The sequence below is a fragment of the Capilliphycus salinus ALCB114379 genome (assembly GCF_047276495.1).
GTDB classification, from domain to species: domain Bacteria; phylum Cyanobacteriota; class Cyanobacteriia; order Cyanobacteriales; family Microcoleaceae; genus Capilliphycus; species Capilliphycus salinus.
In genome coordinates, this window is sequence record NZ_CP178543.1 from 6,412,277 (window position 1) to 6,432,533 (window position 20,257).

19 protein-coding genes and 3 pseudogenes are annotated in these 20,257 nt (G+C 43.0%); 8 read left to right on the forward strand and 14 right to left on the reverse strand.

What is annotated here, in order from left to right; translation table 11 throughout:
- Positions 1-122 precede the first annotated feature (122 nt).
- Together ACL6C3_RS25800 and ACL6C3_RS25805 are read right to left on the reverse strand one after the other, a co-directional pair.
- A complete protein-coding gene (locus tag ACL6C3_RS25800) occupies positions 123-1,337 on the reverse strand; it encodes a zinc-dependent alcohol dehydrogenase (RefSeq protein ID WP_413162440.1) in 1,215 nt (404 codons plus the stop codon).
- 302 nt (positions 1,338-1,639) lie between these two features.
- Positions 1,640-3,037 (reverse strand): annotated as a pseudogene (locus ACL6C3_RS25805) (AAA family ATPase).
- Positions 3,038-3,256: 219 nt separating this feature from the next.
- On the opposite strand from ACL6C3_RS25805, the gene ACL6C3_RS25810 reads away from it, so the two are divergent.
- From ACL6C3_RS25810 to ACL6C3_RS25825, 4 genes are all read left to right on the forward strand, one after another.
- Positions 3,257-3,838 carry a TIGR00730 family Rossman fold protein gene (locus ACL6C3_RS25810; protein WP_413162442.1) on the forward strand — a complete coding sequence of 194 codons (582 nt, stop codon included), beginning with the start codon at positions 3,257-3,259 and terminating at the stop codon, positions 3,836-3,838.
- An 84-nt stretch (positions 3,839-3,922) separates the two neighbouring features.
- Complete coding sequence (locus ACL6C3_RS25815) at positions 3,923-5,437, forward strand: carbamoyltransferase C-terminal domain-containing protein (protein ID WP_413162443.1); 1,515 nt, start codon at positions 3,923-3,925, stop codon at positions 5,435-5,437.
- A 26-nt stretch (positions 5,438-5,463) separates the two neighbouring features.
- Complete coding sequence (locus ACL6C3_RS25820) at positions 5,464-6,600, forward strand: hypothetical protein (RefSeq protein ID WP_413162444.1); 1,137 nt, start codon at positions 5,464-5,466, stop codon at positions 6,598-6,600.
- An 18-nt stretch (positions 6,601-6,618) separates the two neighbouring features.
- Complete coding sequence (locus ACL6C3_RS25825; RefSeq protein ID WP_413162446.1) at positions 6,619-7,812, forward strand: glycosyltransferase family 4 protein; 1,194 nt, start codon at positions 6,619-6,621, stop codon at positions 7,810-7,812.
- Positions 7,813-7,833: 21 nt separating this feature from the next.
- On the opposite strand, the gene ACL6C3_RS25830 is transcribed toward ACL6C3_RS25825, so the two are convergent.
- From ACL6C3_RS25830 to ACL6C3_RS25840, 3 genes are read right to left on the reverse strand one after another with little or no spacing between them, the layout of a single operon-like run.
- On the reverse strand, positions 7,834-8,055 hold the full coding sequence (locus ACL6C3_RS25830; RefSeq protein ID WP_413162447.1) for a hypothetical protein: 222 nt from the start codon (positions 8,053-8,055) through the stop codon (positions 7,834-7,836).
- A gap of 50 nt (positions 8,056-8,105) precedes the next feature.
- Positions 8,106-8,507 (reverse strand): type II toxin-antitoxin system VapC family toxin, encoded by a 402-nt coding sequence (locus ACL6C3_RS25835; protein WP_413162448.1) that lies wholly within the window; start codon positions 8,505-8,507, stop codon positions 8,106-8,108.
- On the reverse strand, positions 8,498-8,698 hold the full coding sequence (locus ACL6C3_RS25840; RefSeq protein WP_413162450.1) for a hypothetical protein: 201 nt from the start codon (positions 8,696-8,698) through the stop codon (positions 8,498-8,500). Before ACL6C3_RS25840 ends, ACL6C3_RS25835 begins: the two co-directional genes overlap by 10 nt.
- 339 nt (positions 8,699-9,037) lie before the next feature.
- Between ACL6C3_RS25840 and ACL6C3_RS25845 the strand changes: the two genes are divergently transcribed.
- The 3 genes from ACL6C3_RS25845 (at position 9,038) to ACL6C3_RS25855 (ending at position 10,079) form a co-directional block, all read left to right on the forward strand.
- Positions 9,038-9,247 (forward strand): hypothetical protein, encoded by a 210-nt coding sequence (locus tag ACL6C3_RS25845; RefSeq protein WP_413162451.1) that lies wholly within the window; start codon positions 9,038-9,040, stop codon positions 9,245-9,247.
- Positions 9,248-9,441: 194 nt separating this feature from the next.
- The gene (locus ACL6C3_RS25850; protein ID WP_413162453.1) at positions 9,442-9,657 is read left to right on the forward strand and encodes a hypothetical protein; all 216 of its coding nucleotides are present in this window, start codon (positions 9,442-9,444) and stop codon (positions 9,655-9,657) included.
- Positions 9,654-10,079 (forward strand): putative toxin-antitoxin system toxin component, PIN family, encoded by a 426-nt coding sequence (locus tag ACL6C3_RS25855; protein WP_413162455.1) that lies wholly within the window; start codon positions 9,654-9,656, stop codon positions 10,077-10,079. The genes ACL6C3_RS25850 and ACL6C3_RS25855 overlap by 4 nt, the downstream gene beginning before the upstream one ends.
- A gap of 81 nt (positions 10,080-10,160) precedes the next feature.
- Here ACL6C3_RS25855 and ACL6C3_RS25860 read toward each other — a convergent pair whose 3' ends face one another.
- The 9 genes and pseudogenes from ACL6C3_RS25860 to ACL6C3_RS25900 all read right to left on the reverse strand — a co-directional run.
- A complete protein-coding gene (locus tag ACL6C3_RS25860) occupies positions 10,161-11,057 on the reverse strand; it encodes a DNA-formamidopyrimidine glycosylase (protein WP_413162457.1) in 897 nt (298 codons plus the stop codon).
- A gap of 3 nt (positions 11,058-11,060) precedes the next feature.
- Positions 11,061-11,366: a photosystem I reaction center subunit IV gene (locus ACL6C3_RS25865; protein WP_413162459.1), complete on the reverse strand. Its 306-nt coding sequence runs from the start codon at positions 11,364-11,366 to the stop codon at positions 11,061-11,063.
- A gap of 115 nt (positions 11,367-11,481) precedes the next feature.
- Complete coding sequence (locus tag ACL6C3_RS25870; RefSeq protein ID WP_413162461.1) at positions 11,482-12,102, reverse strand: DUF6391 domain-containing protein; 621 nt, start codon at positions 12,100-12,102, stop codon at positions 11,482-11,484.
- An 84-nt stretch (positions 12,103-12,186) separates the two neighbouring features.
- Positions 12,187-12,918, reverse strand: a complete 732-nt coding sequence (locus ACL6C3_RS25875) for an MORN repeat-containing protein (protein WP_413162463.1) — start codon at positions 12,916-12,918, stop codon at positions 12,187-12,189.
- 169 nt (positions 12,919-13,087) lie between these two features.
- The gene (locus ACL6C3_RS25880) at positions 13,088-14,407 is read right to left on the reverse strand and encodes a hypothetical protein (protein WP_413162464.1); all 1,320 of its coding nucleotides are present in this window, start codon (positions 14,405-14,407) and stop codon (positions 13,088-13,090) included.
- A 254-nt stretch (positions 14,408-14,661) separates the two neighbouring features.
- A pseudogene (locus ACL6C3_RS25885) lies at positions 14,662-15,066 on the reverse strand (RNA-guided endonuclease InsQ/TnpB family protein); the annotation flags it as partial.
- 98 nt (positions 15,067-15,164) lie between these two features.
- The gene (locus ACL6C3_RS25890) at positions 15,165-16,028 is read right to left on the reverse strand and encodes a group II intron reverse transcriptase (RefSeq protein ID WP_413162466.1); all 864 of its coding nucleotides are present in this window, start codon (positions 16,026-16,028) and stop codon (positions 15,165-15,167) included.
- 60 nt (positions 16,029-16,088) lie between these two features.
- Complete coding sequence (locus ACL6C3_RS25895; RefSeq protein WP_413162467.1) at positions 16,089-16,952, reverse strand: reverse transcriptase domain-containing protein; 864 nt, start codon at positions 16,950-16,952, stop codon at positions 16,089-16,091.
- Between the two features lie 668 nt (positions 16,953-17,620).
- Positions 17,621-18,415, reverse strand: a pseudogene (locus ACL6C3_RS25900) (RNA-guided endonuclease InsQ/TnpB family protein); the annotation flags it as partial.
- 220 nt (positions 18,416-18,635) lie between these two features.
- On the opposite strand from ACL6C3_RS25900, the gene gpmI reads away from it, so the two are divergent.
- Positions 18,636-20,234, forward strand: a complete 1,599-nt coding sequence (gpmI, locus tag ACL6C3_RS25905; RefSeq protein ID WP_413162468.1) for a 2,3-bisphosphoglycerate-independent phosphoglycerate mutase — start codon at positions 18,636-18,638, stop codon at positions 20,232-20,234.
- Positions 20,235-20,257 lie beyond the last annotated feature (23 nt).

A 20,257-nucleotide genomic window follows, 5' to 3' on the forward strand; every position in this document is an offset into this window, starting at 1 on the left:
ATCAATCATGCCAAACGTAGGGGCGGGTTCTGCCTAAAATCTTTACTACTACTGAGAGATTAAGGTAAACCCGCCCCGCCCCCATAACACGCATTAATCAAGCCGATATCATATTAGGTCGTTCACACTCTCGGTATCAGTTCCACCTTAATCCAACCCGCCTGTCGCTGATCAAACGCTTGGTAAGCCTCAATCGCCGAAGCCATCGGCCCCACCTGGGTTAAAATATTCGTCGGGGTAATCGTACCGTTGCGAACCATTTCCACCAGTCGGGGAATATAGGTGCGGTGGTTGCAGTTGCCCATTTTCATCGTCAGATTTTTATTCATCGCCATGCCGATGGGGAAGAAATGATCGGTTTGGGGATAAACTCCAATAATCGAAAGCGTTCCCGCCTTCGCCAGCGCCTGAACCGCCCAAGTTACCGCCAAAGAGGGAGCGTTACCCGGATGCCAGTTATCGCCTTGGGGATTAGTTTGGGGGGCGATTTGCTGTAGTTCTTGGTCGTACTGTTGGGCTTTCTTTGCAACCGACTCCGCCGCCGGACCGCTTTCGGGACGCTTGGAATCAACCCCAACCGCATCGATCGCCCGATCTACCCCAATTCCGCCCGTTAAACGCTTAATTGCTTCTACCGGATCTTCGGCGTTAAAGTCAATCACCTCCGCACCCTGAGTCCGAGCCATTTCCAACCGTTCGGGAATGTTATCGATCGCGAAAACCCTTCCCGCATTTAAAAGCATGGCGGAGGCGATCGCAAATTGACCCACCGGGCCGCAGCCAAACACCGCCACCGTATCTCCCGGTACGATCTCCGCCAATTCCGCCCCGAAGTATCCCGTCGGAAAGATATCGGAAATTAGAATAGCCTGGTCGTCATCCACCTCCTCGGGAAGCTTCACCAGTCCGGCGTTAGCGTAGGGAATTCGCGCCCATTCCGCCTGCAAACCGTCAAACGGTCCGGTCATCTCCGGCCCCCCAAAAAAAGCGGTTCCGGCTTGCATTCCGTTGGGGTTGGCGTTATCGCACTGGGCCTGGTAGCCGGATCGACAGTAGGAACAGTAACCGCAGGCGATGGTTGAGGGAATGACAACGCGATCGCCGGCTTTGAGGTTGCGAACATCCGAACCGATTTCCTCAATAACCCCAACTCCTTCGTGACCGAGGATCGTCCCCGGCTTCATTCCCGGCATGGTTCCCCGGATCATGTGTAAATCTGTACCGCAGATGGCGCTGGCGGTGAGTTTAACGATGGCGTCATTGGGTTTTAATATTTTGGGTTCGGGTACATTATCGAGGCGAATATCTCCGACTCCGTGAAAAACAACGGCTTTCATTTTAAATACTCCGTTTGAGTGCAGTAAGTTTCAAGTGATGAGTATCGTCGCCAATTTATACAAACCAATCCCAGCATTAAGTTAGATTTGATTTACGCAAGTAAGGCTTTTATTGCGAGTCTCACCCATTCACTCTCGAAGCTTATTACACAAATTGGGTTGAGATTCTCTATCAAAGGAATTACTTTTTGACTCGATCAAGTTGTTTGGGTGTTAGCTGGCGATCGCAGCTTGGTTGTTCGGCTTTAGCCCGTTCTAGCAGTTTGGCTTTTGGGGTTCTATGTTCAATAACTGAAAGTCAATTACTCAGACACAAATTTTTTTACATATTCTTTCATCGCGGGTTGCAGCGTAAAACCCGATGTTTTCTCGTTCAAAGCTTTTTCGATTAAACTCCGTTTTCTCAAAGATTGTATTGCTCTCAAAAAATCGGACTCGGATAACAACTCTGTGGGTTTTTTAGAAATATCAACCCCTGTCTCTTGGTTCGCCAACCACCCCATCACCAATTTTTCCGGCTCGGATAAACGCCGATAATGTTCCTGTAATATTGGTTCTAAGTCTCCCAAAAATAAGGTAGAATAAGATAAAAAATGGGCGACGCTGCCGTTAAATAAATCTTGAATACTGGACGCAATTATATTTAACCATGCGGGATTACCACCATAAAGGTTAATCAGTTCTAACCATCTATCCTTATCCGTTAATTTTTTCACCGTTAACAGTTCGGTTGCTGACTCTCCCAAACCTTGAAGTTGTAGGGTGTAACAGTAGCGGTTTTCGGTTTCTAAGGTAGCAATTTCTCTGGGGATTTCCCAACTCAGCAGGAGGAAACAACTATTGTGGGAAAAACGGGCTATTTCTTTTATGAGTTTACCATAATTAGCGAATTCGGGGATATAATTTCCTACCAATTCACCGGGGGTTAAGGTTTCTTGGAAGTCGTCGAGGATGATTAAACAACGATGCGAACGCAAATAGTCTAAGATAGAACTTCGCGATCGCAAATAGTTCAAAATGGATGGGTTTTGAGTGGGTGGAGGTGGGGCGAGAAACTCAATTAAGTTGGTTTTTAGGGCGTTGAGAGTCGGGAATTTTCGATGACTTCGCCACAAAATGCGATCGAAGTTGTCTTTAATTTGTTCAAGTAGTTCTCTGGCGAGGGTGGTTTTTCCCATACCCGATAACCCGGTTATGGTGACGATGCGGCTATTTTCTGCGAGTATCCATTGTTTGAGGGTGGCGAGTTCGTTGCTGCGGTTGTAGAGGCGATAATATTCCGGGGCGTCGATGAGATCGTGTAGTTTTTCGGGTTCAATGTTGTCCGAGTTCGTGGGGTTTCGCGATCGCTTTTTTACCGTTTCCTCAGAGTAGCAACTTTCTCCAAAAATGTTTATATTACCTTGATTAAAGTTACTTTGTACGAAATTTTTGGAGTTGGAGATATAAAACCGTTCCATCGTAGCGCGGAAGTTTTTTTTATCAACTTTTTCGTCTAATTCTTCCGATATCAGTTTCCAGAGGTTGCCTGCTACTCTTTTGACATTGGCTTCACTACAGTGGTACTCATCTGCAATTTCATTATATTTTTGATTATTCCATACCCCTTCTAATACTGTCCGTTCTAGACTATTTAAGTGTTTTCCTGTTTTTTATAAAACTAATTTGTCAGCCCATATTAGGAGTTTCTGCACGTCCATTTGCAATAAGAATATTATCTTATCACAATTTTACTACCTTTTTCACCTTTTTGCAACTCTTGGCAACTAAATTATACTTAAAACTACTCAAAAAAGATAGATTATAGTTTGTACCAAGTTATACCTTCTATGACTTTACAAATTAATGAAAAGATTTATTCTAGTAAAGAAGAACTTTTTAGCCTGATAGGAATCGCACATTTTAACTAATGAAGACTAATGAAGAGTATTTGTGTCTATTGTGGATCAAACTTTGGCACTCGTGCTAGTTACCTTGAAGCTGCAAAAAATCTATGTATAGAGATAGCACAACGTGAAATAGCCCTTGTTTATGGTGGAGGAAACACAGGCTTAATGGGTGCTGTAGCTGATTTTGCAATTGCTGCTGGTGGAAAAGTAATTGGGGTAATTCCTCAAGCATTGGTAGATAAGGAGGTTGCACACACAGGATTAAGTGATCTGCGGATTGTGGGATCAATGCACGAACGTAAATCACTAATGGCTGATCTTTCTGATGCCTTTATTGCTTTACCTGGAGGATTAGGAACATTAGAGGAATTTTGTGAAGTAGCAACCTGGACTCAACTTGGAGTTCATAAAAAAAACTGTGGACTCTTAAATATTGAAGGTTTTTATGACAGGCTGCTTTGTTTTTTGGATTATGCAACAGAAGAAAAGTTTATTCGCCCGGAACACAGAACAATTTTTATTTCAGAAACTAATCCCCAGAAATTAATTGACAGACTAGAAAAATTTGAGATACCTACACTTCCTAAATGGATCGGAAGAGAGCAGTTATAAAACAGTAATTTAAGTAATTTATTGACTAAAAATTTTAAAAAATAAGTTTTAAACGTCAACATTAACCCAACTCAAATCAAACCTATGTACTACATTTCATTAGCAGAGAACGCCCACGACTCTTGCATCACCGTTGCCAACGAGGAAAAAGTAATTTTACATTTAGAAGTAGAACGTTTTTTTAACTCAAAACGCTACAGGTTTAATAAAAGCTCTACATTATTTTCGTTGATTGCCTTTCTAATTAATGAGTTTGATATGGGTAAGGAGATTCAATTTATTGTTAGCAGGCATAATGGAGAAAAGTTATACCCTGAAGTCATTGAGTACATTTATAGAAATTTCCCTCAAAAACAGATCACGGAAGTACAACATCTCGATTGTCATGCAGCTTTTTGCTACCTTACTAATTTTGATGATGCCTTGGTCTTAGCAATGGATGGTGGTGGAGATTATCGAATTCCATTACATAAAGCTAACTGTTTCGTCTATCATTATGAAAACAAAAAACTAAACTTGCTTGGATCTCCATTCAATCAAGGCTTTGATGGGTTTGATGGTAAGCTGTGGGCTATCGTTGCTTATAAACTATTTAATGATGTCAATGCTGCTGGTAAAGTTATGGGTTTAGCGGCTTATGGTGAGTTTAGAGAAAAATATCAAGAAGTATTTTTAAGTCATAAATTTGCTCACTTAGGATGGGTGTTTGATAAAGATTCTTTAGATAGACTTTGTACTTATTTGGATGTTAAAACTCCAGATGATGCTGCATCTTTAGCTTTCACATTGCAAAAAATGTACACCGAAAATCTAATTAGTGCTATAGGAAACTACAGGCATTACTCAGATAACCTGGTTTTAACAGGAGGATGTGCTTTGAACGTCATTACGAATACTGAGTTGGGTGAATCATTAGGTTACAAAAATGTTTATGTTCCCTCTTGTCCAGGTGATGAGGGACAGTCTTTAGGTGCATTGTTATACTACTTTTGTTCTCAAAATAAAGCAATACCTACGGCAAATCTTCCTTATTTAGGGCGTGGGATTGAAAGTTATTATATTTCAGATTTTATCTACAATAAATTAACTGAATTAATGCTTAAGGGAAAGGTAGTTGCTTGGCATACGGGGCGTTCTGAGACTGGGCCAAGATCGTTAGGACATAGAAGTTTATTAGCAATTCCAACTACAATGGAGCTTAAAACAATTGTTAGTGAAAAAATCAAAAAAAGAGAATGGTTTCGACCAGTAGCGCCAGTTGTGTTAGAAGAATATGCCTCTGAGTGGTTTGATTTCCAATATAGTTCGCCCTATATGTCATTTACGGCAAAAGCTAAACCAAAGACAAAAGAACTTGCTCCTGCTATAGTTCACGCGGACGGCACGAGTCGTATTCAAACTTTATCTCAAGCTAATAATCCTGAATTGTATGAATTAATTTCAAGAATTTATGAAATCAATGGAATTCCTATACTTATGAATACTTCATTAAATTGTGCCGGGTTTCCTATTTGCGATACTGAACAACACAGTCAAAGCTTTTTTGTTTCTACAGATGTTGATATCTTAAATATCAATGGCAAGATTTATATCAAATAATCGTTTTTTTTAGGAGTATAAAATAAATGAAAAAAATACTGATCTATGCAGCCCCCTTTTCTTATGGGCCAACAGGCAAAGCACTGTCTTTAGCAAGTCATTTAAAGGATTATTACGATATTGACTTTGCTGGCTATGATACAAGCTGGGAACTAATCGCTTTAGATAGCATGAGTATATCAAAAAAAAGTCAGCCTATACTACTAGATAATTTAGATGATAAAACACTTTTAAACTATTCTCTAATCATCAGTTGTAGTGATTTAACTTTAGCCTTGAGAGCAAAAAGTTTAAATATCAAATCAGTTATGTTTGATTCGGTTTTTTGGTGGCGCTCTCCGAAGGTAGAAGATATTTGTTTGCTAGATGCTTATATAGTCCAAGATTTTTTAGGAGTCGATCAGGCAATTGATGCACTTGGAAACAAGCCTTATAACCTTCATAAAGTAGGGGCAGTATTTAGAAAAAACATCATTCAAATAGAGAAAGTGCCTGCTCCTACTAATAGAATACTTATAAATTATGGTGGTATTGAATCACCCTATATTCAGGTCCCAAAAAATTCAAAGTACCCTTTCATCATTACAGACATACTATCACCCTTATTCAAGGAAAAGTCAGATTTTGAATTTGTTGTAACTGGCAAGCATCATATAATGAAGGCATTGGCTGACGAATATCATAATTATTATAATGTTCGATTTGAAACGTTAGAGCATAATGCTTTTTTGTCTTGTATCGGGAGTAGTGATTTAGTGATCACAACACCAGGGATTGAAACTTTTTATGAAGCTGTTTATTTTGGCAAATACTCTGTCCTACTCCTACCACATAATTCGACCCAGTATTTACAACTTCTGGCTTTGATAGATGCAGGGATAGAAAGCTCTGTATGTCACTATAATTATTATGGAGAAAACTATACATATAAAAGACATATTGATGAGTCTGAGGAAGTTAAAGCAGTTATTGATGATTTTAATTATCTTTTTTCTTCTCCCCAGTCTTTAAACGAATATAGAGAAAATTTATACAATTTGATTCAAAAAAGATTGACAGAGATAGATATTTATGAAACTAATAAACAGAAATATTTAACAAAAATTGGAACGGATGGTGGTCAATCAACTGTTAAAATTATTGGTCAATTAATTGATATTTAATATCAATGAGTAAATTGTATGAAAATTTTATTTACAATGTATATGCCTTATTTGCCTGCATTAGGTGGTGCTAATAAAACTATACGTTACTTAGCTGAGGAATTGGCGTTACGAAAACACTCAGTAGTAGTTATTGTACCTGCTTTTGGTGAACCTCCAGGTGGGGTCACAGAAGATCAATTTTTCGATGATCAAGAAAAGTTTAATATTTGTTCTACTTTCAATCAAGAAGCATATGTATTTCAACTAAATAATGTTGAAGTTCATGCTGTAGCAGATGTAGCGAGAGTTAGCTTATATTTAACAAGTCAGATAAATAAATTTCAGCCTGACTACATAATGGTTGCTGCCGAGGATATTACACAGGTATTGCTTAAAGTATCCCTAAGTATTAATAAATGTCCTGTGATTTGCATAGCACAGACACCATCCTTATTACCATTTGGTTCTCACTCTTTCTATCCAGATCCTCAAAAAACATCTATTTTCAAACAAGTGGACGCATTGATAGTCAATAGTCAATTTCTTTATGATTACGTTCGTCAGTGGATAGATATTAAAGTAATTCCAGTATACTTACCTGCTTATGGTAACCCACCATTCCCTAACTTAGGAAATTTTGAATCTGGCTTTATTACTTTAGTAAATCCATGTTTATTTAAAGGAATTTCAGTATTTACAGCCCTGGCAGTAAAATTATCCGATTTTGAATTTGCAGCAGTTCCCACATGGGGTACAACTGATCAAGATCGAGTATTACTTGAAGGTATTTCAAATATTTCTCTGCTAGAACCATCTTCAGATTTTAACAAAATTTTATCTAAAACTCGTATATTATTAGTTCCATCGCTTTGGTTAGAAAATATTCCACTGGTTATTGTTGAAGCTATGCTTCGAGGAATACCTGTTATTTCTAGTAATGTAGGAGGAATCAAAGAGATTAATCTAGGAACTGGTTTTATGCTGCCCGTCAAGCCAATTGAACAAGTAACCCGTAGTTTTAACCAAAATAAAACAATTATTCCGCTTGTCCCAGATCAAGAAATTCAACCTTGGTATAACGCTCTTCTTGAACTTCTGTCAAATCGAGAATTATACTACAAGCAGTCTAACTTAGTTAGGAGTGCAGCCAATCAATTTGTTTCTCAAATTAAAATAGAGTATTTTGAAGATATTATTGAAAATTGCGGGTTGGTTCGGAAAGAATGTTAGTATCCAATAAAAAACGTAAACTCATAAAACCACTTCTCGACCCGATGAAGAATCTCGCACGTTCTCAAAAACTTCGGGTTCGATCCATACTCCTTCAGAATCAAGTTCTTGGCGAAAGTAATCCAGACTTTTCCAAAACCCCCCCTCCGTCTCAATTGCAATTATAATTTCTTGACCGTCAGGAATATTGATATCCTCAAAGATTTCGATATTTCTCCCTCGTTTTATCCCTTTAACGCGCATTATATACCCTTCTAATTCTAAACCGGATACTTAACATTTTATCATAGTGGTTATTTTGGAGATGGAATTACCTCAATTAACCCCGTCCAAAAAGCATTATCGTAGGTAATAATAGGGAGGTTTTCCAGTTCCGCTTGAGCCATTAACATTCGGTCAAACGGATCGCGGTGTAAAATAGGCAAGTTTCCGGCTCTGAGAGCATGAGCGGTTGTAATAGTAAGTTCATTAAACTTAGCTCTGTATAGTATATCCTGATAATTATCAATCAGAAACTTAGCTTCAGGAAGTTTGCCAATCCGGTATTTTGTAGCAATTTCCCAAGCCGAAACACTGCTCACTAAAATCTGATGATTGGGGTTGCGAATTATGTCTCGGCATTCTTCGTTAAGTTGGGGGTCATTAAAGAGCCACCAGAGCAGAATATGAGTGTCAAGAAGGTAGCTTATTCCCATTGCTGGAGTTCATCTTCGGGTAGGGGTTCAAAGAATGCGTCTCCTAGTTTTCCTGTCAGGAGTCCCGGAGTACGAGGTTGGGGATTTTCTACATTTAACCCTAAGCGGAAATCGTGAATTAAATTATAAACTTCTGCCAGCCTTTCTTCTGGGATTTCTTGTAGTTCTTGTATAATTTTATCAATTAACATATATCCTCCCTCGTTCAATAATTATCGTTAGTTTTTGAGTGGGTTTTATTGTCTGTTTCTATTAAACCTAAAAATCAATCGCCTAATAATTGAGTAAAGCCACCCACCGACAACCCGCATTATATACCCTTCTAATTGTGAACCGGATAGTTAACATTTTATCATGGTGTCATCCATTCGGGGTTTAAAAGCATTCTTCCCTCTGACTATTAGATACGTCCAGACTACGCAAACGTCCAGGGTATCGGAGGCGATCGCAGATGACGTACCAATGAATTATAATTGAATAGTGTAATTCACTGAATTGATGAAAATCTAACAAAATTGAGGGAATTTTTAATGAAATTAACGGCAACAGAACAAGGATTATTAATCCCTAAAGAAATGTTAGGAAATGCCCAAGATTTTGAGATCGTCCAAGAAGACGAAAAAATTATTATTACGGGCATTAAAAAAACATCTTCAATTTGGGACTTGGGTTCTAATCCCGTTGAATGTGATGTAACAGATGGTGCAGTTAACCATGACAAGTATCTTTCTAACCCATGAAAAATGTTTACTTTTTGGATACTAGCTACATTTCTAAGAAACAGTCAGAGATGATGGTGTTGGATTGAGTTGTGATTCCCCATCCGTCTACTAAATTTGACCGTGCATTCCCTAAAACGTTGCAATGTGCTATAACGGAAACGATATACATTTGGTATAATTAAAGATATTCTTTAGCTAAATCTTAAGAAGCGATGGAAACAATTACCATTCAAGTTGACCCTGAAATTGCCAAAGCTTACCGAGAAGCTGAACCGGAAAAACAGCAAAAAATTGCAACTCTTGTTAATAACTGGCTTAAATCAATCATCCAAGAGAAATCTTTGGAACAAATTATTGAAGAAATGCAAGAACAGGCAAAAACCAATGGATTAACTCAAGATATTTTAGATAAAATACTAGAAGAATGAATAAATTACGAGTTGTTCTTGATACTAACATTCTAGTGAGTAGTATTTTGATTAAATCATCCTTACCCGATATAGCTTTTAAAGCAGCCAGAAAAAACGGTATAATTTTACTGTCTGATGTCACCTCACAAGAATTGCAAGAAGTCTTAACTCGTTCAAAATTTGATCAATATATTTCTCTAGATATTCGTTATCAATTTTTAACTAAGATCAAGCTAGAATCCGAGCAGATTTTCATCTCTGAACTCATCAAAGAATGTAGAGATCCCAAAGACAATAAATTTTTAGAAGTTGCAGTTAATGGAAATGCAACTCATATTATTACAGGAGATAAAGACTTATTAGAATTGCATCCTTTTCGAGGGATTTCTATTTTAACACCCAGACAATTTTTAGAATTGATTGGAGAAGCACAGCCATGAACTTCGTTTTGTTAAAACATTCCGAGCCTCAAAAAAGCCTCTTTAGAAGAAATGGAAGTCGCCATCTCTGAGGGATTCAATTTAAGATTGACAGCGAGGACAATAATGGGCTGATCGCCCCGCCAATTTTAACCGTTCGATGGGCGTTTGACAAACTCGACAGGGTTGACCTCCACGATTATAAACCCAAGCCTGTCCCGCATAATTGCCGTTTACGCCGGAAACATTTAAAAAATTTCTAACCGTTGTTCCACCGGCATCGATAGCGGTTTTTAACACTTTAATCAGTTCAAAATGTAACGTTTCAATTTGTTTGGGCGTTAACTCCGCACAGGGAGTTCTGGGGTCTATTCCGCTTAAAAATAGCGTCTCATCGGCGTAAATATTCCCCACCCCCGCCACCAATTTTTGATCGAGTAACGCCGTTTTAATCGGTCGCTGGCGTCGTTGAAATTGAGTTTTTAAGTATTTTGTCGAAAATTCTTCTGAGAAGGGTTCTGGCCCCAATTGCTGCAAACCGGTGACAATATTTGAGACGGGGATGCTATCGGGAATTCCCCACATTTTGCCGAAGGTGCGCTGATCGACAAAACGGAGTTCTTGTTTATTCGGGAAAAATAACCGGACTCGGGTATGTTTGCTAACGGGTTCATCCTGACTCACCCACAACAGTTGACCCGTCATCCGCAGATGAACCGCTAACCCGCCATTGGGGAAAGTTTGTAAATCGGAAAATTCTGGGTTTTGTAGAGTTTCAGAATTGGGGTTGGGTTGTGTGGAGAATTCTGCTAGTAAATATTTACCCCGTCGATACCAACTGGCGATCGCTTTGTTTGATAATCCGTTAATAAATTCTGTGATAGAAACAGGGTGAGCAATAGTGCGTTTAAGCAACACTTCCCCACCCTGAATAAATTGATTGCGGGACACTAAATTTAGGCCCCGTTTAACTGTTTCAACCTCAGGTAATTCAGGCACAGATTAGTTTTCTGTTCCTTGGTTGGGATCACCTGCGGCACCCGGTTTACCGGCACCCTGACCCGTCGTGCGGGTGCTAGGAGCAACTGGGGTTTGCTTACCGCTAGGTTTGGCTTGACCAGTACCCACTTCTACAACTTCACTTTCGGCGAAGTTGTTGGTGTTGATGCCTGCATAATTTACTTTGTCAAAACGGACAATCACCGGGTATCTGATCCCGCTCTTGTCCACCGAAGCTACAGTACCAACTTCTTGATACCAGTAGGACTCTTTCCGCAAAATACGAACTTTAGAACCACGTTGAACCATCAGCTTATCTTCCTCGTTTCTAAATATGATGAATAAAGCTATGTATTGTTCAGGGTACTACTCGATCTGCCGTCTCAACACAATTGAGTCTTTAAGTTTTATTGCTGGCCGATTTCTATTCGACCCAATGGACTTGCACGAAATGGGCCGAACGTCCCCACAAATCCTGCACGATGGAGATTTCATCCACTTGTAGGTTAAACGGAATGGCAGTGGTCAGGTATCGCTGCGCCCAACTCCCCAGTTCGGGAGCAAGCTGGGTGGCGACACCTGCGGCGACTCCTAACCCTAAAAGTTGTTCGATTGGCCCTTTGGGTAGAGCCAGAGTGATTCCCATCGCCAACCCACCGGTCAGCAGCATTCCGACTGACAGGTTCGTACCGCACCGAGGATGAACCGCCAGATGCCATTCTCCGCCTGTTAAACGTTGCTGGGCAGTTTGAACGGCTTGTCTGAGTCGGGAGGTGTGAACGCGCCCGTAGAGGTAAAATCCTGTGGCTGTTGACATTCCGCCCAGGCGATCTTCAGACCCTGAGATCGCTCCCCCATTAGCCCATTCACTCAAAACCCAAACGGTGGCGTGTTCGAGGGCATGAACTTGTCGGGTGAGCAAGATCTCTTTGACACCCGGAACTAAGTTGAGTTGGCGCAGCAGATCCCGATCTTGGGTAGCACTTGGCGCAAACTCAAAGGGAAATGATGTGGCTGAAGCTGAATGTGAAGTCGCCGTTGTCATAATTTAATATTCTCCATCAAGTCAATTGGTAAGCCCCAGTCAGTCAGAAATCCCCAGCGATCCGGTTGAACGAATTCGGAGGGATTATTTTATTGCCTGACCGTCTCTAAAAGTTCCTGGTGTTCGTCTACCGGCGGTATCAATTAAAGTTCCCGGGCCGTGAGGAATACCTCCCCGAAATTCCCCTTCGTAACGGAGTCCGTTGGGGAAGGTGCAAGTGCCTTTTCCGTCGAGAGCTTCATTGAAAAATTGTCCTTGACAACGGGTACCATCTTCGCGGGTAAAAGTACCCCGGCCAAAGGGCTGTCCGGCAAAGAATTCTCCAGCAAAGCGATCGCCGTTGGTATAAATGAATTCTCCTTGGCCGTCGGGTTGACTGCTGATTTGTCCGCTACCGACATCTTGGACAATTTTGAACTCGCCCACATAGCGATCGCCGTTGGCGAAAATCACTGTACCTTGAGTAATATTGCCGTCTCTAAAGACACCGACAATGCGGGCATCATCTGAAAAAATGAATATCCCTTGACCGTTGGGTAAACCATTGCGAAATTCCCCTTCATAGCGATCGCCATTGGCATAGACATAAACTCCCCGTCCTTCCGGCCTACCGTTAGCAAAATTGCCGATGTAGTTGTCGCCCCCTTCATAATTGCACTTGACAAATCCACTGGGCAGTTGCCCCTGACAAACGGGAGGACTTTCTGTTGGTGATGTTTGTGCGTTTGTGGGAACCGCAGTGAGGATCTCAACTCCCCCCGCCACACTGACAGCGGTTAAAGTCAAAAATCCCAGCTTTTGAACTAAGCGAAACATAGCTTCTAGTGTGGTTGAATTTTCCTATAGTTAATTCTCGACAACTGCGGGTAAGTCTAACTCGTGGCGATCGTCTTGATAGCCTAAATCAGCTTACCCTTTACTCCTAATATCCCCCAGACAACATTCACTCTTAATGTGAGTTTTAATATCTTTATTGTACCCAGTTTTAAGAGGGAGTGAAGCTGTTGAAACCCGGTGAAGAAGGCATCAAATTCAATTCCTCATCGCTTTCGGCCAAAGTACCGACCTCGATCGCCACTTCTACCCCATTCTGCTCAAAAACCACAATTGGCTCGCCACCGACATTAAATTTCACCCGTTTCACCAACACTTGTCCGTTGGCGATCCGCTCTCCGACGCTCACGTAGCGGCTGGTGGGTTCGGTGGGGGCTTTCAAAATTACTCGGGTTTCCTCGCCCACTTGCATCACCCCCGAGACTGAAATCGCTTTGGCAATCTCAATATTAGGCGGAGGAGGCAGGATCGCCAACGGTTCGGCAGGCATGGGCGGAGGAGGGTTGGGATCGCGCCATTGGGGTAAGGGTTCGTTTAGAGGTAACTCCGGTAAGCTCGGCACTTGAGCCACCGTCAGCGGGGGAATTTCCGGGGGAGGCGGAGGGGCCGGAGGGGTCGCAGGGGCCGGAGGGGTCGCAGCGATTCCGGGAGCGCCAGGAACCGGGGCGGGAGTGCCGGGTGTCCCGGTCGGAGTCGCTTCCCCTGTTCGCGCCGGTGGGATTTGCGGTACTGGAGTTATGGGTCTTGTGGCGACGACGGCAGGAGCGCTTCCGGCTTGAGGTGGGACTTCCGCTACCGGGAGTTCCGGTAAAGAAGGCACTTGTCGCGCCCCCAGATTGGGAGGAACTGCTGGTTGAGCTTGATTTCCATTACCTGTCTCCCCCGGAGCGACAGCCACCGTCCATTGAGGCGGGGTTGCGGCAATCGGAACCTCTGGAATCTCCTGTAAGCTTTGCCTGGTGAGATTGAGGGCTTCTATTGAAACTTCTTCTTCTTCTGGACTCCGCTGCACCACCAACGGCGGAAGCACCGCAAACGGATCGCTAACCGACTGATTGGGTACTCCCGCTGGGGCTGCCGCTGTCCCGTTGCCATTCGTGCTTCCTTTGAGTTGAAGCAATCGTTCTTCGGGTTGGGTCGATTGAATCAAACCCGCTTTTGCCGCCGTTTCTTCTTTTTGCTGTTCGACTAAAGGTTCTTCAAATGCTTCTGTTTCCGGTTCTGATGCTGTTTCTTGTTCCCCTGTTCCAACGATTGCTTCCGATCCGGTTTCGGGTTCGGCCGGTCTACTTTCGACAGTCGCCGTTTCTGGAGGAGATTCGCTGATTTCTTCTTCGCCAGAACCACATCCGCCCGTCCAAATTGTCAACAACCCTAATGCCACCACTAACACAACTTTACGCATTGCCCGTCCACCAAACACATTCAATAATAATTCTAACGATAGCCAAAGTCTAACCGATTCAGCCACTCAGTCTATCACTTCCAATTAGATCGAGTTAATCAACTGTTACATTCACAATCTCATCTTGTGACTTTTCGACTGGGGAGAACCTTCCAATTCCATCGGGGGCGATCGCACAGGTTCGCTTCGCCGATTTACTCAGTCTCACTGACTGATAATATTAAGCACAATCTTTGACACTCTCCGCCCTAGAAGTGCGGAGATTCTTTGTTCATAGACCCAACTTGCTCAGACACCGATCGCTCCAATCAAAGTAGAGGTCATCCGTTCACCGCCGATTCTGCGGCGGTGAATCGCGGATGACTCGATTCCCGAGTCGAATCTCCCAAAGCGTTCGGGTCTGTGACCCAAGTTCCCACATGACCTGTGGTACTCAAGGCTAATTTCAGAATATTAATTGCAGCGTTCCAATCCCTGTCTAAAATGAATCCACACTGGCAAACATGGGTTCTCATAGACAAAGACTTCTTCACTACCGCACCACAGTTAGAGCATTCTTGAGATGTATAAGCGGGGTTAACTGCAACCGTTACCCGACCAAATTTAGTGCCAAAATACTCTAACCATTTTCTGAGTTGATACCAACCCGCATCATTAATTGACTTGGCGAGACAATGATTTTTCACTAAGTTTTTAATCCTCAAATCTTCGTAAGCGACTAAATCGATTAAAGTCAGTGAAGAGGTCACCCCCTCCACTGCTCTTCAAAACGGTACGTGAGACTTTCACCTCATACCGCTCCTCAATAAAACGGCTGTTGTCATCAGCACGTCACCAACATATCGTTCTCCCATCGGTAATTCTCTGGGATAATGGAAACTCCCTTAGAGTAGCTTCCATCCGTTCTGGATTTTTCATCATGGCAATGTCGATGGAGCAGTTGATTATTCTTATATTCATTCTTTCCGCCTCGTGACTTAGGAATGATATGGTCAACTTCTATCAGGTCTCCATCTCGGAAAAACAGACCGCAGTGAGCGCATTTCCCTTTCTGCTTTTTGAGCAGCGATGCTGTTGGCTTAGGCATCTCAGGGTGTGTGCCTCGTCTTGAACTCCAATAGATTAAGTCGCCGTCGTAAGGGCTTTTATCCCCCTTGACTTTGACATGACGGACGATTGCTGTCTGTGAATGCTTCATCAGCACCATAGGGTTCGACCCTTCACGAGACGTGGCAAACGTCCAATTATCTCCACCTATGGTTCGGAAGTATTTGGAGCTAATCCATTTCCTTCCTTTATTTTGATGTCGTTTTACCCCCCATTTCCAGAGTTTCCAAGAGGTCAGATACGAGAGTTTCGTAAAGATTCTCTTGCTTACTCCTGTCGAAAAGTAGTTACACCATCCTCGGATGATAGGGTTAAGTTTGCTTATCAAGACAGCTTGGGACTGTCCCTTAAGTTTCTCTATTTCCTCACATATCCTTCGGTAGTGCCTTTCCTGACTTTCTTTACTTGGGGTGACGAGTGTTTTAAAACCGAGTAATCGCCCTTTTGTATCCCTTCCTGATGTATATTTACCCACCTTATATTGGCGGATATTAAAGCCTAGGAAATCAAATCCTGCTTTTTGGTTTTCATAGTTTTCAAGGGTGTGAGCGAGTCTCGTCTTACTTGCTTTGAGTTCCAACCCCATATCTGCCAGCCATATGGATACGACCTTATTACATCTTTGGACAACGGTTATGTCTTAGTGTAGAACCACGAAGTCGTCTGCATAACGAATGACGTTTACAGAATCTTGTTTCTGTGTCCTGCTTCGTTGCCGTCCTCTGAGGTCTTTCATATCGAAGGTATGGGCAATTGCCTTGATTTCGCTTTCTAGACCATGTAGGGCAATGTTAGCCAGTAATGGAGAAAGAACCCCACCTTGAGGTGTACCCTCAGATGTTGGCGAGAACTCCTTACCATCCATAACACCCGCGTTAAGCCACGCTCGAATTTGTTTCCGAAAAGTGGGGAAGGTGTTAAGTTTTTCGAGGAGCCGTTTGTGGTTGATACGGTCGAAACATTTGGAGATATCCGTATCAAGCACGAATTTGGGTTTTTGTTTGATCGCATTGTAGATGGCTTCAATGGCATCATGGGCTGACCGCCCTGGTCTAAACCCGTAGGAATTTGGCTCAAATATAGCTTCCCATTCAGGTTCTAAGGCTAACTTTACTAACGCTTGGAGCGCACGGTCATACATGGTAGGTATTCCTAAAGGTCGTTGCTCCCTATTAGGTTTGGGTATCCAAACCCTTCGGGTAGGTTTAACCTTTGTACCCAGTTTGAGATTGTTTACGAGCTTCATACGTGCTTCTGGGGACAAGGATTTAACCCCATCCACTCCTGCCGTCTTTTTGCCTTGATTGTCCTGAGTTACTCTACGCACCGCTAAAGCCTTAGCCGACCAAGACTTAACTAACAGTTTCTGGAGTCTGCGAACTGTTTTGACATCACCACGTTGAGACGCTCGGTAAATCCGCTTTTGCAACTTATAGACAACACGCTCCAACTTTCGCCAGTTTATGTCGCCCCATTTATACATCGGTTTTGATTCCGTGTTCATAACTTATACATTGCTACTTGTAGCTTTACCTTCCGTTTTACCGTGAGTCCGTCTGCGTATCTCTCCTGTTACGGAGAGCGTTTGCTTCTGACTCAATCTTGCTCCCCTGTTACCTACCTAATGGAAGTAGATGGTTGCGTCTTAGCTGACTACTCAGCCAATCGACCTTGACTGAGAGTAAACGAGGGAGTTACTTCGTTCCCTATGACCTTTGGTTTGTCTCTTTAGGAGGGATACTCTTCACCGAGTTTTGGGGTAGCACTTTAACGATTCGGTCTAAATCCTATCGTCACCTTTACTTTGCCTTTTTAGGTCTCCCAGTGTCACAACCTGATTTCACTGGTTAATGCTTACGATGATTCAGACATATCCTTTGCTTACGCTCTCCGTGAAGACTTGCTCACGGGCTTTGGACACAGGTTGCCCTCCACTTTCCGCTTCTATTCCCGCTTAAGAGATTGATGGCTAGTCGCTACCCTTGGGAATATGCTTTCGACCTCGTGCCTAGGCGATAGGACTTGTGCGTTCTAGGATACTAACACTCACCTATAAGGTCATAGAGTTGTCATCTGAAGGGGATTAAAGTGCGAACTCTACCTTATCGGTTACCCCTCAGAGGCCAGTCATCCCCCTGCTAGGAGCAGGTTTCGACTGAACGAATCGCACTTTGATTGGATTACGCAACGCGCCACTCTCAAGCGCGTGTTCTTCACGTTGCCTACTCCTGTTTGAGGTGTACTCGCCCTAGTCGATTAATGGCTTTTCTTCGGTTGGATGAGCCTTTTTTCTTTCGAGAAACACGACGCTGATGAAATTTTAATCGTTTTTCTTCTATTCGATAAAATCTCGGATTCGGTTCAGCGTGTCCGCTAGAATCGACATAAAACTCAAGAAGTCCTACGTCTAATCCAACCATCTTACCTGTTAGTTCTGTATTCACTTTGTTCTCTGCATTCACCAAGAACTGAACGTAGTAACCATCGGCACGACGCACCAACCTAACCCGTTTTATCTGTTCTAATTGGTAGTAGTTTAAATCCCAGGTCCCTTTAAGTTTAAGTCTGCCAATTCCTTTCTTGTCCGTAAAAGTAATTTGTTTTCGAGTTTCCGAGACCGACCAACCCGAAGTTTTATACTCAACTGAGCGACAATTTTTATTGAAGGTTGGGTATCCCTTTTTTCCCGGAATCGACTTTTTGCAGTTGCTATAGAACCGGGCAATAGCGCTATACGCTCTTTCAACTGCGACGATCATCGCAAGCATGGGAATTCAAGGCTTTAACAAAGGAGAATTCGGCTCTCAATATCGTGTTGTAGCGATATAGCTCTTTTTGTCCTACGCAAGAATTGTCCATCCAAAACCGGATGACCTTGTTGCGGACAAATTGGGCTGTCCTGATCGCTTCATCAATGGCGCTATATTGAGTTGTTTTTCCCTTAGCCTTGAACTCTAGAACTATCATTTGACGTGGAAAAACCTAGATCAAAAACTATACCATAAAAAAGCCGTCCTAGAAGGACGGGGCTTGTATCCCATTGTTTTTGTCATCTATCTAGTTATATATTCCTAATTTTCCCCCGTTAGCTCATTTTTTGTCGCTTTTGTATCAGTATTCAACTGTTTTTTGAGAGCTTCAATGGTATGATGTCCGTGACACCACTTGTAGATAGGATAACAATGCAATGGCATCAGTGTCTGTATCTCCCGTTGTACTCATCATTCTAGACGGCTGGGGCTATCGTGAACAGACGGACGGAAATGCCATAGCGGTAGGGAAAACGCCTGTGATGGATAGTCTGTGGACTGCTTATCCGAGAACATTAATTCGAGCCTCGGGAAAAGCGGTCGGCTTGCCAGAAGGTCAGATGGGAAATTCTGAAGTCGGTCATCTTAATATAGGAGCGGGGCGCGTTGTTCCTCAAGAATTAGTCCGAATTACCGATGCCGTAGAAGACGGGACTCTGCTTGACAATCCCGCACTCGTCAAAGCCTGCCAGGATGTGCGAGAACAAAACGGAAAATTACATTTGGTCGGTTTATGTTCCGATGGCGGGGTTCACTCCCATATTCAGCATTTACTCGGATTATTAGATCTGGCTCAACAAAAAGGCGTTTCTCAAGTTTGTATTCATGCCATCACAGACGGTCGGGATACCAACCCCAAAGATGGCATCAAAGCACTTGGGCTAATACAAGACCATATCGATCAAATCGGTTTGGGTCGCATCGTCACCCTCAGCGGCCGTTACTATGCGATGGATCGCGATAATCGTTGGGATCGCACTCAAAAAGCCTACCTCAATATGACCGTTGATGGCCAAGGAACCGAACTCTCCGCCGTAGAGGTTTTACAGCGTTCCTACGATGATGGCATCACCGATGAGTTTGTCCTTCCCACTCGGTTAGCACCCGGAACCGTTGCACCCGGAGATGGCATCATATTCTTTAATTTCCGTCCCGATCGCGCCCGACAACTCACTCAAGCCTTTGTCGATCCCGATTTTAACGGATTTGAACGACAACAAATTCAACCCCTGACTTTTGCCACCTTTACCCAATACGATTCTAGCTTTCCCGTCTTAGTTGCTTTTCAACCTCAAAACCTCAATAATATTCTCGGAGAAGTCATCGCCGCCCACGGCTTGAAGCAATTCCGCACCGCAGAAACCGAAAAATATGCCCACGTCACCTACTTCTTTAATGGCGGTTTAGAACAACCCTTTGAAGGCGAAGATCGGGAGTTGATCCCTTCCCCGGCGGTCGCCACCTATGACCAAGCCCCAGAAATGTCCGCCGAAGAAGTCACCGAAGTCGCCATAGAAGCCGTCGAAAAAGCCATTTATTCCTTAATCGTCATTAACTACGCCAACCCCGATATGGTCGGTCATACCGGGATAGAAGATGCCGCCGTTAAAGCCATAGAAACCGTTGATGACTGTTTGGGACGTTTGATCGAAACCATCAACAAAGCCGGGGGAACCGCAATTATTATCGCCGATCACGGCAATGCCGAATATATGCGCGACGACCAGGGGAATCCTTGGACCGCTCACACGATCAACCCCGTGCCGTTTATCTTGGTAGAAGGGGAAAAACGCAAAATCCCCGGACACGGTACCGAGGTGAACCTGCGAACCGATGGCTGTTTGGCAGATATCGCCCCCACCATCCTCGAAATTCTCAAACTTCCTCAACCCGAAGACATGACCGGACGTTCCATGATTTTACCCGCCGGTTTTGACGTCAAAGAAAGTCGCACACCCGTTCGGGTCAGAGTGTAGAGAATGCTAAACTATCAGAATCA

What these genes read in the sequence shown, in the direction of transcription:
- ACL6C3_RS25800 (WP_413162440.1), bottom strand. Translation starts at nt 1,337, where the DNA reads ATGAAAGCCGTTGTTTTTCACGGAGTCGGAGATATTCGCCTCGATAAT.
- ACL6C3_RS25810 (WP_413162442.1), top strand. Translation starts at nt 3,257, where the DNA reads ATGAAGAGTATTTGTGTCTATTGTGGATCAAACTTTGGCACTCGTGCT.
- ACL6C3_RS25815 (WP_413162443.1), top strand. Translation starts at nt 3,923, where the DNA reads ATGTACTACATTTCATTAGCAGAGAACGCCCACGACTCTTGCATCACC.
- ACL6C3_RS25820 (WP_413162444.1), top strand. Translation starts at nt 5,464, where the DNA reads ATGAAAAAAATACTGATCTATGCAGCCCCCTTTTCTTATGGGCCAACA.
- ACL6C3_RS25825 (WP_413162446.1), top strand. Translation starts at nt 6,619, where the DNA reads ATGAAAATTTTATTTACAATGTATATGCCTTATTTGCCTGCATTAGGT.
- ACL6C3_RS25830 (WP_413162447.1), bottom strand. Translation starts at nt 8,055, where the DNA reads ATGCGCGTTAAAGGGATAAAACGAGGGAGAAATATCGAAATCTTTGAG.
- ACL6C3_RS25835 (WP_413162448.1), bottom strand. Translation starts at nt 8,507, where the DNA reads ATGGGAATAAGCTACCTTCTTGACACTCATATTCTGCTCTGGTGGCTC.
- ACL6C3_RS25840 (WP_413162450.1), bottom strand. Translation starts at nt 8,698, where the DNA reads ATGTTAATTGATAAAATTATACAAGAACTACAAGAAATCCCAGAAGAA.
- ACL6C3_RS25845 (WP_413162451.1), top strand. Translation starts at nt 9,038, where the DNA reads ATGAAATTAACGGCAACAGAACAAGGATTATTAATCCCTAAAGAAATG.
- ACL6C3_RS25850 (WP_413162453.1), top strand. Translation starts at nt 9,442, where the DNA reads ATGGAAACAATTACCATTCAAGTTGACCCTGAAATTGCCAAAGCTTAC.
- ACL6C3_RS25855 (WP_413162455.1), top strand. Translation starts at nt 9,654, where the DNA reads ATGAATAAATTACGAGTTGTTCTTGATACTAACATTCTAGTGAGTAGT.
- ACL6C3_RS25865 (WP_413162459.1), bottom strand. Translation starts at nt 11,366, where the DNA reads ATGGTTCAACGTGGTTCTAAAGTTCGTATTTTGCGGAAAGAGTCCTAC.
- ACL6C3_RS25870 (WP_413162461.1), bottom strand. Translation starts at nt 12,102, where the DNA reads ATGACAACGGCGACTTCACATTCAGCTTCAGCCACATCATTTCCCTTT.
- ACL6C3_RS25875 (WP_413162463.1), bottom strand. Translation starts at nt 12,918, where the DNA reads ATGTTTCGCTTAGTTCAAAAGCTGGGATTTTTGACTTTAACCGCTGTC.
- ACL6C3_RS25895 (WP_413162467.1), bottom strand. Translation starts at nt 16,952, where the DNA reads ATGAACACGGAATCAAAACCGATGTATAAATGGGGCGACATAAACTGG.
- gpmI (WP_413162468.1), top strand. Translation starts at nt 18,636, where the DNA reads ATGGCATCAGTGTCTGTATCTCCCGTTGTACTCATCATTCTAGACGGC.